Below are 15,916 nucleotides of genomic sequence, written 5' to 3' on the forward strand. Positions count from 1 at the left end.
CGCCGCCGCCGCGCGGAGCGCTTCCCTTCGCTGCTTGCACGCGGTACGCCGTGGCATGCCTGAACGGGCGCTCTCTCCTGCCGAGACAGGCGACGACGATCGCTTCGACCGCCTCTTCCGGCCCGCCTCGCTCGCCGAGTACGTCGGCCAGGCCAAGCACACGGAGAACCTCAAGGTCTTCGTCGAGGCCGCGCGCCGGCGGCGCGAGCCGCTGGACCACATGCTGTTCTGTGGCCCGCCCGGCCTGGGCAAGACCACACTCGCGCACATCCTTGCCCGCGAGATGGGCGTCGCCCTCCATGTCACGAGCGGACCGGCGATCGAGCACAAGGGCGCGCTGGCCGGCCTGCTGACGAAGCTGGAGCGCAACGACGTGCTGTTCATCGACGAGATCCACCGGCTCACGCCGGCGGTCGAGGAGAGCCTCTACCCCGCGATCGAGTCGTTCAACATCGACATCATGACCGGTGACGGCCCGTACGCGACGACGATCCAGCTCGCGCTGAAGCCCTTCACGCTCGTGGGCGCGACGACCCGCACCGGGCTGCTCACCGCGCCGCTGCTATCGCGCTTCGGCCACGTCGTCCGCCTCGACTTCTACCCCGTCGAGGAGCTCGAGCGCATCGTGCAGCGCAGCGCCGGCCTGCTCGCCGTGCCGATCGACGCCGGCGGGGCGCGCGAGATCGCGGCGCGCGCGCGGGGGACGCCGCGCGTCGCCAACCGCCTCCTGCGCCGCGTCCGCGACTTCGCCGAGGTGCTGGGCAACGGCGCGATCACGATGGAGATCGCGCAGAAGACCGCGGAGCGGCTCGAGATCGACGCGGCCGGCCTCGACGAGATGGATCGCCGGCTGCTGCGCGTCATCGTCGATCACTACGACGGCGGCCCTGTGGGCATCGACACCTTGGCCGCGGCGCTCAGTGAGCCGCGCGACACGATCGAGGACGTGTACGAGCCGTTCCTGCTCCAGCAGGGCTTCGTCGGCCGCACGCCGCGCGGCAGGGTCGCGACCCGCCGCGCCTACGAGCACCTGGGCCTCGCGGCTCCAGCGACGAAGCAGGGGGATCTCTTCTCCTGATCCCAGCGCGCGCGGCCCGCGCAATGCAGTGCGCAACACCGCGCCAACGCCGCGCCGAGGCCCGGAATTCTCTCTTCGCTCCAGCCTGGAGTCGCTAAGCTTGGCGTGTGCCTCGCCGTGATCCTGTGCTCGTCGTGGACGACGACGCCGTCAGCCGGCAGATGCTGCTGCACGCGCTGGCCGACGCGGGCATCGAGGCCGTCGCGGTCACGTCGGGCGCGGACGCGCTCGCCTGGCTCAAGGCGAGCGTGCCCGCGCTCGTGCTGCTCGACCTCGTGATGCCGCCCCCTGACGGTTACGTGGTCCTCAGCGCCGTGCGGGACGCCCCTCGGACGCAGGACGTCCCCGTCGTCGTACTGACGGCGCTCGACGCGGACGAGGACGTCGCCCGCGCCTTCGAGCTCGGCGCGGACGATTTCATCCGCAAGCCGTTCCGCCCTGCCGAGCTGATCGCGCGCATCCGCGGGCAGCTCCGGATCCGGGACTACGTCGACGCGCTCGCGCGCAAAGAGCACGACGCGAAGGTGGTCCTCGAGCTCACGCAGGCGCTCTCCTCGACGCTCGACTTCCGGAACATTCTCTTCACGGTCGTGCGGCGCATCGCCGAGGTGGCGCGCGTCGACCGCTGCAGCATCGTCCTCGTGCGCGACGCGGGCGACGTCGGCTACGTGGTCGCCGCGAGCGACGACAAGGAGCTGCGGGATCTGCCGATCGATCTCGGCAAGTACCCGGAGATCCAGCGCGTCATGCGCACGGGCGACGTGCTCGTGATCGACGACGCGAAGGCGCACCCGCTGTTCGACATCGTGCGCGCGGAGCTCCCGGAGAACGCGTTCCGCTCGCTCGCGCTCCTGCCGATCTTGTTTGAGGACAAACCGCTCGGCGTGCTCTTCTTGCGCGGCCGACAGCCGGTGGCTCCCCACGCGCACGAGCTCTCGCTGGCCCGCACGGTCGCGAGCGCCACCGCGATCGCCCTGCGCAACGCGCGCATCCTGCAGTCGCTCCGCGATCAGACGCAGCAAAGCACCTTCGCCCGGTTCGAGGCGGAGCGCCGGCTGAAGGCGCTCCAGCGCTACGCTGACTTCTTCTATTCGACGGCCGACGGCATCGTCGTCGTCGATCCCGACGGCCACATCCTCTTCTCCAACCCGCGCGCGCAGGCGATCACCGGGCGCACGGCGGAGGACCTCGAGAGGGCGAACCTGGCCGATCTCGTCGACGCGCGCGAGCACCCCCTCCTCGAGGAGATCCGGGCCGGCTTCGCCAAGGGATCGTTCCCGCACATGGTGGACTTCACCGTGCGGCGGGGCGAGCACGAGCGGCTCATCCTGAGCTTCAGCTTCAGCAGCGTCCTTCGCGAGGAGAGCGGCGCCGTCCTGGTCAGCTTCCGCGACGTCACCACGGAGCGCGCCACCGAGGCGGAGCTCACCAAGACCAAGGAGTTCCTGGAGCGCGTCATCGACAGCTCGGTCGACGCGATCGTCTCGGCCAACATGGAGGGCGTCGTCCTGCTCTTCAACCGCGCCGCCGAGCGGATCTACGGGTATGACGCGAAGGAGGTCGTCGGCGTGATGAACGCCCGCGCGCTCTACCCCGACCACAACGCCGAGCACATCATGAGGCTCATCCACGCGAAGGAGCACGGCGGTCCGGGCCGGCTCGAGGGCTACCGCACCGAGGTCCTGGCCAGGGACGGGTCGCGGATCCCGGTGCACCTCTCCGCGGCGCTGATCTTCGAGAACGGCGTCCCGGTCGGCTCCGTCGGCATCTTCACCGACCTGCGCGAGCGGATGCGGATGGAGGCCCGCCTCACCGAGGCGCAGGAAGAGCTCCGCGCTCGCGAGAAGCAGGCCATCATCGCCGAGCTCGCAGGCGCGGCCGCGCACGAGCTGAACCAACCGCTCACCAGCGTGCTCGGCTACGCCGAGCTGATCTGCCGCCGGATCGACGACGCGTCCCCCATCAAGGGCGCCGCGACCACGATCCGCAGCGAGGCCGAGCGGATGGCGGAGATCGTCCGCAAGATCGGCAAGATCACCCGCTACGAGACGAAATCCTACGTCGGCGCCGCGAAGATCATCGATCTCGACCGGTCGAGCGGCGACGACCCGAACAGGGTGATCGGGTGAGCGGAAAGACCGCGGAGCGCCTGGGGGAGCAGCCATTGTCCGACGCTCCCGTCACGCTCCGGAAGCCCCTCACCCGGGACATCCCGCTCGAATGGGTGGACAGCCTGCTCATCGCGTCGAGCGAGCTGGATCCGTCGGCCTCCATCGAGCTGCGCGCCTCGACGCTGCTCGGCGCGGCTGCGAATGTGCTCACGGCCTGCGGGCTCGGCGTCTACATCCCCGGCGCGACGGGGGCGCAGGTGGCCGTCCGGGTCTCGCCGCGCGCCCGCCGCGACGACGGCCGCGATCCGGTGCGGCTCCTCCCGGAGTTCGCCTTCGAGCGCGTCGTGGCCATCGAGCCCGGAGGTCGCTCGACGATGCACATCGCGGCCGACGACGCCGCGTACCTCGACAGCGCGCCGGTAGAGGCGCTGGTCGACCGGCTCGTGCTCACCCTGGGTGCGTCGCTCCGCGAGGCGCGCGCGCACGAGTCGCTTCGCGCGCAGGTCATCCAGGCCGAGAAGCTGGCCTCGCTCGGGAAGATGGCCGCAGGCGTCGTGCACGAGCTCAACAACCCGCTCACCTCGATCCTCGCCTACTCCGAGTACCTGCGCCGCAAGGGCGAGCGCGGCGGCTTCGACCCCTCGGACATCGAGCGTCTCGCGAGGATCAACGACGCGGCGGATCGCATCCGCCGGTTCTCGCGCGACCTGATCGCCTACGCGCGGCCGTCCGCGGAGAAGCCGGGCGCCGTCTCGCTCCACGACATCATCGAGCGCGCGCTCGTCTTCTGCGAGCACCTCCTCGACCAGACCGGCGTCACCGTCGAGCGGCGCTTCGACGAGATCCCTCCAGTTTGCGGCGTCATCGACCCGCTGACGCAGGTGTTCGTGAACCTGTTCACGAACGCCGCGCACGCGATGAACGAGCGCGGCGGTTGCCTCGGCATCTCCACCGCGATGTCGCCGGAGGACGGCTACATCACGGTGGCGATCCGCGACGACGGACACGGGATCGAGCCCGAGCACCTGCCGAGGATCTTCGACCCCTTCTTCACGACGAAGACCGATGGGACCGGCACCGGGCTGGGCCTGAGCATCGTAAGGAACATCGTTGCCTCGCACGGCGGCAGCATCCGCGCGGATGCGCGCGCCCCGCGCGGGACGGTCTTCTCTCTGGATCTGCCGATCGCGCTGCCGTCCTCGGCCCGCCGCTGAGCAGGGGCGAGCCCCCCTCGACTCAGGGCGCGACCTTGATGCCGAGCACGAGCACGCCGCCCATGTGCTGCTGACCCGCCACGAAGAAGTTCTCGCCGGCCTTGGCGTTCACCTCGAGCAGGGGCAGGAACGTGGTGCCACCTGGCTTCTGGATGCTCGCGCTGACGACGAAGCGCCTCGGCTCGTCCTTCTTCTTCGCGGCCACCACGTCCTTCAGCGACACCATGAGGACGCTGCCGTTCGGCAGCTTCGTCGTGGTCGGCTTCCCCTTCTGTAGGCTGACCTTCAGCCGTTCGAGGAGCTTGTAGCTGTTGTACGCCGAGAACGGCGGCTTCCCGAGCTCGGGCATCTTGCCGATCTTCGGGTCGATGCCTTTCCCGTCGTTCGTCGCGTGGAGGATCACGATCTCGGACGTGACCTCGGCGTCCGACGGCGCCGCCTGCGGGGGGGCCGGCGCCTGCTCTTGCGCGACGGCAGGGGAAGGGCTCACGCCGAGCGCCAGGACCATGGTCGCGGTGATCGCACTCGCAAGAAATCTCATCACTGTCCTCCCGGACCGTCATCGGAGAGCCAGACCACCGTGGTCGTCGGGCCTGAAGCCACGGCCTCCTGCGGGACGTAAAAGATGGTGCCCATGCGTGCCCCGAAGTCGACCGCGGCGATCTCGACGCCGGGCTCGACCTCTCCCTCGAAGCTCGGCGCGGCGTCCGGCTCCTTCGCCGGCGCCGCGAGCAACGCGGAGGGCGCCTCGGGCGGCGGGGCCAGCAACGCGGAGGGCGCCGACGCCGTCAGATCCGCGGTGGGCGTCTCCACGCCCATCTTGCCCCAGACCATCAAGGCGGCGGCCGCCGCCACGGCGAGCGCCGTGAGCGCGAAGATCCCGCGCGCGTTGTCGTTCGCCGGCGATCCCTGGAGCCGCGCCCGAGCGCGGGGCGGCTCCGCCGACGGCGACGCGGCGAGCGGCCGCGCGGCAGTGCCCCCGTCGACCCGCGCGGCGCCCGCCTTCTCTTCGAGGATCTTCGCCATCACCCCATCGGCGATGCCGTCGGCCGCGCTGGAGGCCAGCGCGCTGTCCCGGACCATGTCGGCTGCGGTGACGAGCGCTGCGACCTTCGCCTGGCAGCGCGGGTCGTGGAGCACGTACTCCTCCACCTGCCGGTGGCGAGCCTCATCGAGCTCACCGTCGACATAGAGCATCAGCTCCAGATCCGTCGGCGGGGTGCTCGCTTCCCCGTGATTCGCCTTGCTGCTGTTGGCGCTGCTCACGCGATCTCCTCCGGGTCCTCTGCTGGGGCCTTGCCCTCTTCCTCCGCGTAACAGTCAGCGAGGGCGCGCTGAAGCTTCTGACGGGCGTGAAACAGGCGGCTCATGATCGTCCCCTTCGAGACCCCCATGGCCTGAGCCATCTCCTCGTACGACATGCCCTCCACCTCCCGCATCAGGATCACGCCTCGGTGGTAGGGCGGCAGCGCGTCGAGCGCGGCCTGGATGCGCCCGGCGATCTCCCGGCGCCGGACCACGTTGAGGGGGTCCGCGCCGTCGATCCGAGCGACGAGCGGGAAGTCGGACTGCTCATCCGCCGCCTGATTCTCCTGGAACTCGAGGTCGCGGCGTCCCGGCTTCCGCATGAGGTCGATCGCCAGGTTTGTGACGATCCTGTAGAGCCAGGTGAAGAACGAGGAACCCCCCTGAAAGGAGCCGAGGCCTTTGTAGACCCGGAGGAAGGCGTCCTGCACCAGCTCGCGCGCGTCGTTCTCGTCGCGGACGAGCCCCATCGCGATCGCGAACGCCCTGCGCTGGTGCCGTTCCACGAGCAAGCGGAAAGCTGCCTGGTCCCCCTTCTGCGCTCGCTCGATGAGCTCACGATCTTCCTCCGCTTCCCGCCGTCGCGCCTCGCGATTGGACGCACGGGCGGAAGCGCTATTCAGGCGCGGGTGGAGCTGCTTCGTTTCGGGGTGGTCGCCCTCCGCGGACAGGTCCTCGCCTTCCGCGTCGCCCTCGCCGGGATCACCGGGAGGTGCGACCGGCTCGAGCTCGTCCGGGTGAGAAGGTGCAATGGCCACGGGGTCAGCTTACCTGAGGAGGCTGGGGGACGAGGGAGGTCGCGGAGCAGGCGGCCACGCACGGCGCGCGGCAGCCGGCGGACGTGCCGGGCGGCAGGCAGCGGGCGTCCGGCTCACGGCTCATCGGGCTCGTCGCTGAGCTCGGGCAGCTCGCCCAGCGTGAGGCGGACATCGAAGACCCGCTCCAGCCGCGCGACGCGGAGCGTAACGACCTTGTTCACCCCGGCGATGCTCGCCATCCACCGGAGCTCGTTCGGGTCGGAAATCGCCTTTCCTTCGAAGCCGACGATCACATCGTCCGGCGCGATGCCAGCCCGGTCCGCGGGTCCCCCCGCCACCACGGTCTTCACCCACGCCCCCTTTCGATCGGGGCGCTTGAGCCGCCCCGCCTCGATCGAGTTGAGGACGTCGACGATCACCCCGACCTGGCTCCGCCGGATCTTGCCGTCACGCAGCAGCATCGGGAGCAGCTGCCGGATCATGTTGATCGGGATCGCAAACCCGATGTTGTTCGCGTTGGCGCGCACGGCCGCGTTGATGCCGACCACCTCGCCCTTGAGGTTCAGGAGCGGGCCGCCCGAGTTGCCGGGGTTGATGCTCGCGTCCGTCTGGAGGAAGTTGAAGTAGCCGCTCGGGTCGAGCCCCTTCACGTCGTCCCGGGTGCGGCCCTTGGCGGAGAGGATCCCCGCCGAGACCGTGTGGGAGAGGCCGAAGGGGTTGCCGATCGCGACCACCCAGTCGCCGACCTCGATGGTGTCCGAGTCGCCCAGGGGGAGCGACGGGAGCCCCTTCTCCTCGACCTTCAGCACGGCGACGTCCGTGTGCTTGTCGCGGCCGATGACGGTCGCCTTGATGTCGCGGCCGTCGACGAAGCTCACGAGGATATCGGTCGCGCCCTCGATGACGTGGTTGTTCGTCAGCAGGAAGCCCTCTGGATCATAGACGAAGGCGGTCCCGAGCCCCTCGGCGATCGTGCGGCGGCGGCCGCCCGGTTGCTGCTGCCGCTCGACGCGCGCCTTGACCGTCGCGACCGCGGGATCGGCCCTGCGCGCGAGCGGCGCGAAGGAGCCGGGCATCCCCTCGGAGCGGACGATCGGAGGAGGCGGCGGCGCCGACGGAGGTGGCGGCGCGGTCGCCACCGGCACGGCGCCCGAGGGGACGGTGGAGCTGCTTGCGCTGGAAGAGTGGCCAGGAGAGGCCTTGCTGCACGAGGCGACCAGCCAGGCGAGGAGGACCCATGAGAGAGCCCTGGCGCCAACGGTCACGATCGTTTCGAGACCTCGAGGTAGCGCATCCGCAGATCGTAGAGCGCCTGCTCGAGCAACCTTTCCTCGTCGCCCGAGAGGTTCCCCTTCGTCTTCTCCTGGAGGAGCGACAGCAAATCGATGTCCTGATGCGCGAGGACCAGGTTCTGCTCTTCCCTGCCGTCAGGGCTGGGCGCGTCGCCGAGGTGCACGTACGCGGAGCCGATGATCGACAGCACGAAGGTCGAGAAGTCGAGCGTCGGCAGCTCCGGGGGGCTCCCGAACGGCGGAAGCTCTTCCCGATCCTTCGCGTCGCTCACTCTGCCCCTTCGTCGTCGAGCTCGGGCTCGACCCGCGACCCCTGCGCTGACGCGCCGAGCGCCGGCTGATCGACGGCGATCCCCTCGGCTTGCTCCTCCAGATCCGGCAACCCCCCGAGGTGCGCCTCGATGGTCCCGGCGCTGAGCGTCCCGCTCGCCAGCAGGCGCTCGCGCACCCGGCGATCGAGCTGCAGCTCCGTCAGCTTGCCCTTCTCACCTACGGTCATGATGTGATCTCCTCGAACAACCCACCAGTTCGCGGCGGGCTTATGACGACTTCTTCGAGAGCGTCACGAGCACCCCCCCATCCCCGTGCTCGTGATGGTGGCTGTGATCGTGGTCGTGGTCGTGGTCATGATCGCAGCAGCCCTCGCCCTCAGAATCCTCGATGCGCTCCTCCAGCTCGGCCTGAGCCTGCGCGATCTCCTCCTCGCTGGCGGCGCGCACGTCCTTGACCTGAACCTGAAAGCGCACCTTCTGGCCTGCCAGAGGGTGATTCGTATCCACCCGGAAGCCTTCGGGGAGGATCTCGATGACCCGGAGCGCGATCGGTGAACCGTCCGGGCCCTGGGCGACGAACTCGTCGCCGACCTCGACAGCGCCCCCATCGGGGAAATCCGCCTTGTCCACCTCGAAGACGCCGGCGTCATCGCGCTCGCCGAACGCATCTTCCGGCTCGACGGTGATCTCGCGCTGCTCGCCTGCGCGCAGCCCTTCCAGGGCACGCTCCAGCCCGGGCACGATCTGGGCATAGCCGTGCGTGTAGACGAGCGGCTCCTCGGTCGATGCTTCATCCACCGTCTCGCCGCTTTCGTTGAAGAGGACGTAGGACAGCGTGACGACCGTATCCGTTGCGATGGGCAGCGACTCCATGGGGCGGCGGTTGGTCTGCCACGGCGGTTCCGCGGTTTCAAGCGAGGCGCGCTCGCGCGGCAGCATGCTATGAGGACGTCCGATGGGCGACTCCATGGCTCGGGCGACCGGTCGCGACCCCCTCGACGCGTCGCCTCCTGCTGCGCAGGCCACCACGGAAAGAGAGCGCCTCCGTCCCGGAGAGGCGCCGCCGGGCGAGATGCGACCGGCCTCGGCCGCGCCGCCTCCCCCCGGCGGCGCGGCATCCCGGGGCCTGCGCGAGGGCGGACCGCGTCCTCGACGCGGGGGAGAGAGCCTGGAGCAGGAGCTCTCCCGGGTGGGCGCGAAGCGCTGGCTCGCTCGGCTCGGCGTCCTCGCGACGATCGCAGCGCTCGTCGCGGGGATCGTCGTCTGGAGGATCCGGACGAGGCCCCCGCCGCCGCCGCGCTACGTCACGGGCGACATCACCACGGGCGACGTGCTCGAAGTGGTCCAGTCGACGGGGCAGGTCAAGCCGCTCACCGAGGTGCAGATCGGCGCCCAGGTCTCGGGCCGAATCACCAAGGTTTACGTGGACTTCAACAGCATCGTGAAGGCCGGCGACGTGCTGGCCGAGATCGATCCGACGCTCTTCGGGGCGCAGATCGACTCGAACCAGGCGCAGATCGCGGCGGCGAACGCGAGCGTCGTGCGCTCGGAGGCCTCGCTGGGGACCGCCAAGCAGCGGCTCGAGCGCGCAAGGAAGATGGTCGCGGAGGGGGTGGGCTCGCAGGCCGATCTGGACACGGCGCAGGGCGCCTACGACGTCGCGCTCGCCGACCTCGCGGCCTCGAAGGCGCAGGTGGCGCAGCTCAGGGCGGTGCTCCGCTCCTCCACGACGAACCTCCAGTACACGCGCATCTTCTCGCCCATCGACGGGGTCGTCATCAGCCGCGCGATCGACCCCGGGCAGACCGTGGCGGCGAGCTTCCAGGCGCCGACCCTCTTCGTGATCGCCCAGGATCTTCGCAAGATGCGCGTGCTCGCCGACATCGACGAGGCGGACGTCGGGCGGCTCCGCGAGGGCATGGCGGCGGACGTGAGCGTCGATGCGTTCCCGGGCGAGACGTTCCGAGGGACGGTGAGCCAGGTGCGCTACAGCCCGTTGAGCCAGTCCGGCGTCGTGACGTACGCGGCGGTCGTCGAGGTCGACAACCCCGACGTCAAGCTCCGACCGGGGATGACGGCGACGGTGAGCGTCCGGTCCGCCGAGGCCAAGGGGGTGCGGCGGCTGCCGAACGCGGCGCTCCGGTTCAAGCCGGCCCCGGCGCGGGACAAGGACGGCAAGGAGATCAAGGCGCCGCCCCTCGAGCCGCTTCCGCCGAAGAAGGGTCGAATCTACGTGCTGACCGACGCGACGCCCGGGGCGGAGAAGATCGAGCCGCGCGTCGTCGACGTCGGGATCACCGACGGCATCTTCACCGCGCTCGGGTCCGATCTCGGGCCGCTCAAGGTCGTCACCGACGAGAACGACGATCCGTCAGCGGGCGGCAGGGGGCGCGGCCCTCGGCTGTTCTGAGGCGTGATGCTGCCCCAGAGCCAAGGCGTCGCCGCGGCGCCCCGAGACGAGCCGCTCATCGAGCTCTCGAGCGTCGGCAAGGACTACACGACCGAGGCCGTCATCGTGAGGGCGCTTCGGCACGTGGATCTGACCATCCAGCACGGCGACTTCGTCGCGATCGTCGGGCAGAGCGGCTCCGGCAAGAGCACGCTGATGAACATCATCGGGTGCCTGGACCGGCCAACGCAGGGCACGTACCGGCTCGACGGCCTCGACGTCACCCGGCGCAGCAACGACGCGCGCGCGATCGTCAGGAACCGCCTGATCGGGTTCGTCTTCCAGGGCTTCAACCTGCTGCCGCGCACCACCGCGCTCGAGAACGTGGAGCTGCCGCTGGTCTACCGGGGCGTCGGCGCGGCGGAGCGGCGCAAGCGGGCGCTCGAGGCGCTCGGCGCGGTGGGGCTGGCCGAGCGCCTGCACCACACGCCGAACCAGCTCTCGGGCGGACAGCAGCAGCGCGTCGCCATCGCGCGGGCGCTCGTCACCTCACCGCCGCTGCTCCTCGCTGACGAGCCCACGGGCAACCTCGACACACGCACGAGCTACGAGGTGCTCGGGCTGCTGCAGCGGCTCAACCGGGGCGGGATCACGATCGTCCTCGTGACGCATGAGCCGGACATCGCCGCCTGCGCGAGCCGCGTGATCACGATGCGCGACGGCGAGATCCGCAGCGATCTCAGGAACGATCGCCCCGTCGACGCGGCGGCGGCGCTGGCCGCGCTGCCGCTCTCCGCGGCGGAGAGCGACGAGCTCTCGCCATGAACGGCTACCTCGCCGCCGTCCGGATCGCGCTGCGCGCCATCGTCCGCTCGAAGCTCCGCGCCGCCCTGACGGTGCTCGGCATCCTGATCGGGGTCTCCGCCGTGGTGATCGTCGTCGCGCTCGGGACGGGCGTGCGCAACCGCGTCCTGGGCGAGATCTCGGGCATGGGGGCGAGCTCGATCTACATCTTCCCGCAGTCGACGCAGGCGTCGGGGCTGAAGCGCCGCGAGAACGCGAGGATGTCGGAGGCCGACGGGATCGCGATCCTGAAGGAGTCGACGAGTGTGGCCGCGCTGAGCCCGTTCAGCTCGACGTCGACGCAGGTCGTGGCCGGAGAGGCCAACGTCGCGACCCAGGTCATGGGCGTGACCCGGAGCTACCTCTCGATCCTCTCGTACAGCGTCGGGATGGGCGAGGGCTGGACCGAGGCCGACGAGCAGCTCAAGGCGAAGGTCTGCCTGATCGGCGAGACGGTCCGGGAGAACCTGTTCGGCTCGGGCGAGGCCGTAGGCCGGTACATCCGGATCGGCAAGCACCCGTTCCGGGTGATCGGGGTGCTCGCGAAGAAGGGGCAATCGCCCTTCGGCGAGGACCAGGATGACCGGCTGCTCATGCCGATCGGCAGCTTCCGGTCGCGGATCGTGCCGAGCGCGCCGGGCAGGGTCCAGATGCTCGTCGCCGCGGCCACGAGCGAGCGGACCGTCGATCGCGCGGTGGAGCAGATCGACAGGATCCTCCGGCAGCGCCACGAGATCGCGCCGGACGACGAGCCGAATTTCGTGATCCGCACGCAGGCGGAGTTCCGCGCTTCGCAGGAGCGGATCCTGGACACCTTGACGATGCTCCTGTCCTCGATCGCCGCGGTGTCGCTCCTCGTCGGCGGGATCGGCGTCATGAACATCATGCTGGTCAGCGTCACCGAGCGGACGCGCGAGATCGGCATCCGCATGGCGATCGGCGCCTCCGAGGGAGACATCCTCGTCCAGTTCCTTGTCGAGGCCATCACCCTGTCGCTCATCGGCGGCGTGCTCGGGCTCGGCGCGGGGCTCGGCGTCATCAAGGCCCTCGCCGCGACGCTCGGCTGGAACATGACGTTGCCGGCCAGCGCGGTCGTCGTCGCGGTGGGGACGAGCGCGACGATCGGGATCGTCTTCGGGTTCTTCCCGGCCCGCCGCGCGGCCCGTCAGGATCCCATCGCCGCCCTGAGGCACGAATGAGCGCCACGCTCACCCGGGTCTTCTCGGCGGTCGTGATCGCGCTGCGCGCCGTCCGCCGGAACAAGCTCCGCGCCGGGCTCACGATCCTGGGGATCACGATCGGCGTCGCGGCCGTCGTCACCGTCACGGCGCTGGCGAGCGGCGCGCGCGCCAACGTCAACGCGCAGATCTCGAACCTCGGCTCCAACTCGCTCATCGTCTTCGCCCGCTCCGCCCGCGCCTCGGGCGTCCGCAGCACCGCGGGCGCCAAGCTCTCGGAGCTCGATGGCCAGGCGCTCGCGCGCGAGTCGACGAGCATCCGGCTCGTTGCGCCGTTCCTCAGGTCGAGCGCCCAGGTCATCCACGAGGGCCAGAACGCGAGCCCGACGCTCGTCGGGACCCGCCTGAACTACTTCGAGATCCGGAGCTGGAAGGTCGCGCAGGGAGAGCCGTGGAGCCCCGCCTCGGAGAACCTCTCCGAGAAGGTCGTCGTGATCGGGGCTCAGACCGCGCGCGATCTGTTCGGATCGATCGATCCGGTCGGCCGGATGGTGCGGATCGGCCGTCAGATGTACCGCGTGCTCGGCGTGCTGGAGGAGAAGGGGGCGTCGCCCTTCGGGCAGAGCCAGGACGAGATCGTGCTGATGCCCATCACCACGATGCGGTCGCACGTCATCGCCACGCGGCCTGGGGAGGTTCACGCCATCTTGCTGAGCTCGACGTCGGCCGAGACGTCGGAGCGCGCCAGGCAGCAGGCCGAGGCGATCCTCCGCCAGCGGCACCGCATCGGCGAGAACGACGAGGACGATTTCGCCGTCCGGAGCCAGGCGGAGTTCCAGGCCATGCAGGACGCGATCTTCGCGGCGCTCTCGGCGTTGCTCGTCAGCATCGCGGCGGTGTCGCTCGTCGTGGGCGGCATCGGCGTCATGAACATCATGCTGGTGAGCGTCACCGAGCGCACCCGGGAGATCGGCATCCGGATGGCCATCGGCGCCCGGGAGATCGACATCCTGCTGCAGTTCCTGCTCGAGGCGCTCGTGCTCGCCACGCTGGGCGGCATCGTCGGCAGCGCGCTCGGGTACGGCGTCATCTTCGGCTTCTCGAGCGCGTTCGGCTGGCCGATGAAGCTCGAGCCGACCGCGCTCGCGGTCGCGCTCGGGGTGAGCACGGCGATCGGGATCGTCTTCGGGTTCTTCCCTGCACGACGGGCCGCGCGCATGGATCCCGTGAACGCGCTGGGGCGCGAGTAGCGCGAAGCGCGCCGGACCGCGGGCGGTGGCTGTGGAGGATGGAGGCGCCGCCGCACGGGCGGCGTGCGCCTCCCGGGATCAGCTCTTCTTCATCAGATCGGCGAACGTGCCGAACTTGGCCTCGCGCGCGACCCCCGCGCGGTACTGCTGGTACGCCTGCTTCTCGGCGTCCTCTTTGAGGGCGCGGATCGACAGCTTGGCCTCGCCCCGGCGCGGATCCACCTCGATGACCTTCGCGTCGAACTGGGTCCCGATGGGGAACTCCTTCCGGAGGTCGGTGCCGCGCTGCGTACCGGTGTGGCCGGCCGGGATGAAGCCGCGAGCCGCTCGCCCCGTGGTGCCGAGCACCCGGACGACGAGCCCCCCTTCGGTCACCTGCGTGACGGCCACCTTCACCGCCTTGCCCTGCTGAACGCGCTGGCGCGGCTCGCTCTCCTCGCCCTCAGGCGGAGCAGGGTGGAGCCCGATGCGCCGGCCCGCGGCGTCGCAGGTCGCGACGACAACGTCGACGTCGTCGCCGACCTTCACGACCTCGTTCGGGTGCTGGATCGGCTTCATCGAGAGGTCGGCCGTGTGGATGAGCCCATCGATGCCCGGCTCGAGCTCGATGAACGCGCCGAACGGCTGCAGGCGAGCGACCTTGCCCTTGTGGCGCGTACCGACCGCGTACTTCTCCTTCACGGCGTCCCAAGGATCGACCGTGGCGGCCTTGCGGCTCAGCCAGAGCTTGCCCTTGTCGTCGACGCGAAGGACCTTCACGTCGATCTCCGCGCCCGGCTTGAACAGGTCGGCCAGCTTGGCGCCGCGGTCGTGGCTCGCCTCGCTCATGTGGACGAGCCCCTCGACGCCGCCGGCGTCGGGGAGCGCGACGAACACACCCCACGCGACGACCTTGCGCACGATGCCCTTGTGCAGCGAGCCAGGCTCGATCGACGTGAGCGCCTCGGTGCGCGCCTTCCGGCTCTCCTCCTCGAGCATCTTGCGGCGGGACACGACGATATCGCGCCCCTTCTTCGCGAACTGGGTCACGCCGAAGTCGAGCCGCTGGCCCACGAGGTAGTTGAGGTCGGCGCCGTGGCGCAGATCGACGTGCGACGCCGGCGCGAAGGCGCGGAGGCCGCCGAGATCGACCTCGAGCCCGCCCTTGACCGCCCCGGTCACGAACCCTTCGATCGACTCGCCGCTCTGGAGCGCAGCCTCAGCGCGCGCGCGCGCCTGATCGAGCTGCACCGGCGCCCTCGACAGGAGGAGCATGCCTCCGCGCACGCCGGTGCTCGCCACCGTCGCGATGAACTGATCACCCTCGACGGGCGGCTCTTCATCGAGGATCTCGCGACGGTCGAACAGCCCCGTCGCCTTCCCGGCGATGTCGATCCAGATGGCATGGTCGGTGATCTTGCTGACCTTGCCGAACACTTCCTCGCCGATGCTGAAGGCCGGGCGCTCACGCGGCGGCGGCGCACCTTGCCCCTTGCGGCGCTTGCGCTTCTCGCCACCGGGCTGCGGCTGTCCGCTCGCCTCGTCGGCCGCCGGCTCCTCCTCACCCTCATCTTCTTCTGCCGCGTCGGCCGCCTCCGCGCCGCTGGCCTCGGCCGCCTCAGCGGCCTCGGCTGCCTCGGCCCCGGGCTGGCCGCCCTCCTCCGCGCCCTTGCGGCGACGACGGCGGCGGCGCTTCTTTCCAGCGCCCCCTTCGGTCTGCGCGGCCGCACCGGCCTCTCCGGCCGGCGCAGGCTTCGCGGCTGGCGCGGGCTTCGCGGCCGCCGGAGGGGTCCGCTTGCCAGGCGAGAACCCCGGCTTGCGGTTGCCGATGTCATCCCGCGGCAGGCCTGGAACGCGGTTGCCGATGTCGTCGCCCGGCTGCTCTTCCCATTCGTCGTCGTCAGCGCTCGCCGGGGCGGCGGCAGCCGCCGCGGCCGGTGTCGCCTCGGACTGGGCCGAGCTCGCCTGCGACGACGCTTCTCCGCCGGGCTCGTGGCTCGCTTCGGTCGCGGGGGTGGACCCCGCTTCATGGGCTTGGGCTGCTTGCTCGGGCGCAGCGTTAGACGACTCGAGCGGGCCGCCCTGGTCGGCCGGAGCTCCCGGCGCGTCCGCCGGCGTGGTGGTATTTTCGTGGGTATTCATCCGCGCCTCGCGCGACAACGCATGCCGATGGGGGCGAAACGTGCTCGCGTTCTCTCCAGCGGCCCCCTCGGTTGAATGGGGGAAGGGGCCGGAACCATATCGTAC

The 15,916-nt window shown here is 70.3% G+C and carries 15 protein-coding genes; 7 read left to right on the top strand and 8 right to left on the bottom strand.

Features of this window, described 5'->3' with window-relative positions; all coding sequences use genetic code 11:
- The first annotated feature begins 55 nt into the window (after positions 1–55).
- The 3 genes from ruvB (at position 56) to WME79_RS39515 (ending at position 4,403) form a co-directional block, all read left to right on the top strand.
- Positions 56–1,078, top strand: coding sequence for a Holliday junction branch migration DNA helicase RuvB (gene ruvB, locus WME79_RS39505; protein WP_437525688.1), 1,023 nt, complete (start codon positions 56–58; stop codon positions 1,076–1,078).
- A gap of 107 nt (positions 1,079–1,185) precedes the next feature.
- A complete protein-coding gene (locus WME79_RS39510) occupies positions 1,186–3,207 on the top strand; it encodes a PAS domain S-box protein (RefSeq protein WP_437525690.1) in 2,022 nt (673 codons plus the stop codon).
- A gap of 35 nt (positions 3,208–3,242) precedes the next feature.
- Positions 3,243–4,403, top strand: coding sequence for a sensor histidine kinase (locus WME79_RS39515; RefSeq protein WP_437525692.1), 1,161 nt, complete (start codon positions 3,243–3,245; stop codon positions 4,401–4,403).
- Between the two features lie 22 nt (positions 4,404–4,425).
- On the opposite strand, the gene WME79_RS39520 is transcribed toward WME79_RS39515, so the two are convergent.
- The 7 genes from WME79_RS39520 to WME79_RS39550 form a co-directional block, all read right to left on the bottom strand.
- A complete protein-coding gene (locus tag WME79_RS39520) occupies positions 4,426–4,944 on the bottom strand; it encodes a hypothetical protein (protein ID WP_437525694.1) in 519 nt (172 codons plus the stop codon).
- Positions 4,944–5,669, bottom strand: a complete 726-nt coding sequence (locus WME79_RS39525; RefSeq protein WP_437525696.1) for an anti-sigma factor family protein — start codon at positions 5,667–5,669, stop codon at positions 4,944–4,946. Before WME79_RS39525 ends, WME79_RS39520 begins: the two co-directional genes overlap by 1 nt.
- Entirely contained in the window at positions 5,666–6,466 is an 801-nt protein-coding gene (locus tag WME79_RS39530) for a sigma-70 family RNA polymerase sigma factor (RefSeq protein WP_437525698.1), read from the bottom strand. Before WME79_RS39530 ends, WME79_RS39525 begins: the two co-directional genes overlap by 4 nt.
- A gap of 113 nt (positions 6,467–6,579) precedes the next feature.
- Positions 6,580–7,731 carry a S1C family serine protease gene (locus WME79_RS39535; RefSeq protein WP_437525700.1) on the bottom strand — a complete coding sequence of 384 codons (1,152 nt, stop codon included), beginning with the start codon at positions 7,729–7,731 and terminating at the stop codon, positions 6,580–6,582.
- Positions 7,728–8,030 (bottom strand): DUF1844 domain-containing protein, encoded by a 303-nt coding sequence (locus WME79_RS39540; RefSeq protein WP_437525702.1) that lies wholly within the window; start codon positions 8,028–8,030, stop codon positions 7,728–7,730. The genes WME79_RS39535 and WME79_RS39540 overlap by 4 nt, the downstream gene beginning before the upstream one ends.
- Positions 8,027–8,257: a hypothetical protein gene (locus tag WME79_RS39545; RefSeq protein WP_437525704.1), complete on the bottom strand. Its 231-nt coding sequence runs from the start codon at positions 8,255–8,257 to the stop codon at positions 8,027–8,029. The genes WME79_RS39540 and WME79_RS39545 overlap by 4 nt, the downstream gene beginning before the upstream one ends.
- A gap of 40 nt (positions 8,258–8,297) precedes the next feature.
- On the bottom strand, positions 8,298–8,969 hold the full coding sequence (locus WME79_RS39550; RefSeq protein ID WP_437525706.1) for an FKBP-type peptidyl-prolyl cis-trans isomerase: 672 nt from the start codon (positions 8,967–8,969) through the stop codon (positions 8,298–8,300).
- 250 nt (positions 8,970–9,219) lie between these two features.
- Here WME79_RS39550 and WME79_RS39555 point away from each other — a divergent pair, with 250 nt between their 5' ends.
- From WME79_RS39555 to WME79_RS39570, 4 genes are read left to right on the top strand one after another with little or no spacing between them, the layout of a single operon-like run.
- On the top strand, positions 9,220–10,440 hold the full coding sequence (locus tag WME79_RS39555) for an efflux RND transporter periplasmic adaptor subunit (RefSeq protein WP_437525708.1): 1,221 nt from the start codon (positions 9,220–9,222) through the stop codon (positions 10,438–10,440).
- A gap of 6 nt (positions 10,441–10,446) precedes the next feature.
- Positions 10,447–11,244, top strand: coding sequence for an ABC transporter ATP-binding protein (locus WME79_RS39560; RefSeq protein ID WP_437525710.1), 798 nt, complete (start codon positions 10,447–10,449; stop codon positions 11,242–11,244).
- The gene (locus tag WME79_RS39565; RefSeq protein ID WP_437525711.1) at positions 11,241–12,461 is read left to right on the top strand and encodes an ABC transporter permease; all 1,221 of its coding nucleotides are present in this window, start codon (positions 11,241–11,243) and stop codon (positions 12,459–12,461) included. The genes WME79_RS39560 and WME79_RS39565 overlap by 4 nt, the downstream gene beginning before the upstream one ends.
- Positions 12,458–13,690 (top strand): ABC transporter permease, encoded by a 1,233-nt coding sequence (locus tag WME79_RS39570; protein WP_437525713.1) that lies wholly within the window; start codon positions 12,458–12,460, stop codon positions 13,688–13,690. Before WME79_RS39565 ends, WME79_RS39570 begins: the two co-directional genes overlap by 4 nt.
- Positions 13,691–13,768: 78 nt before the next feature.
- On the opposite strand, the gene WME79_RS39575 is transcribed toward WME79_RS39570, so the two are convergent.
- Positions 13,769–15,811 carry a S1 RNA-binding domain-containing protein gene (locus tag WME79_RS39575; RefSeq protein ID WP_437525715.1) on the bottom strand — a complete coding sequence of 681 codons (2,043 nt, stop codon included), beginning with the start codon at positions 15,809–15,811 and terminating at the stop codon, positions 13,769–13,771.
- Between the last annotated feature and the right edge of the window lie 105 nt (positions 15,812–15,916).

The organism is Sorangium sp. So ce726, from assembly GCF_051521405.1.
GTDB lineage: Bacteria > Myxococcota_A > Polyangia > Polyangiales > Polyangiaceae > Sorangium.

Coding starts and splice junctions, on each gene's coding strand:
- ruvB (WP_437525688.1), top strand. CDS start 56: ATGCCTGAACGGGCGCTCTCTCCTGCCGAGACAGGCGACGACGATCGC.
- WME79_RS39520 (WP_437525694.1), bottom strand. CDS start 4,944: ATGAGATTTCTTGCGAGTGCGATCACCGCGACCATGGTCCTGGCGCTC.
- WME79_RS39545 (WP_437525704.1), bottom strand. CDS start 8,257: ATGACCGTAGGTGAGAAGGGCAAGCTGACGGAGCTGCAGCTCGATCGC.
- WME79_RS39550 (WP_437525706.1), bottom strand. CDS start 8,969: ATGCTGCCGCGCGAGCGCGCCTCGCTTGAAACCGCGGAACCGCCGTGG.
- WME79_RS39560 (WP_437525710.1), top strand. CDS start 10,447: ATGCTGCCCCAGAGCCAAGGCGTCGCCGCGGCGCCCCGAGACGAGCCG.
- WME79_RS39565 (WP_437525711.1), top strand. CDS start 11,241: ATGAACGGCTACCTCGCCGCCGTCCGGATCGCGCTGCGCGCCATCGTC.
- WME79_RS39570 (WP_437525713.1), top strand. CDS start 12,458: ATGAGCGCCACGCTCACCCGGGTCTTCTCGGCGGTCGTGATCGCGCTG.
- WME79_RS39575 (WP_437525715.1), bottom strand. CDS start 15,811: ATGAATACCCACGAAAATACCACCACGCCGGCGGACGCGCCGGGAGCT.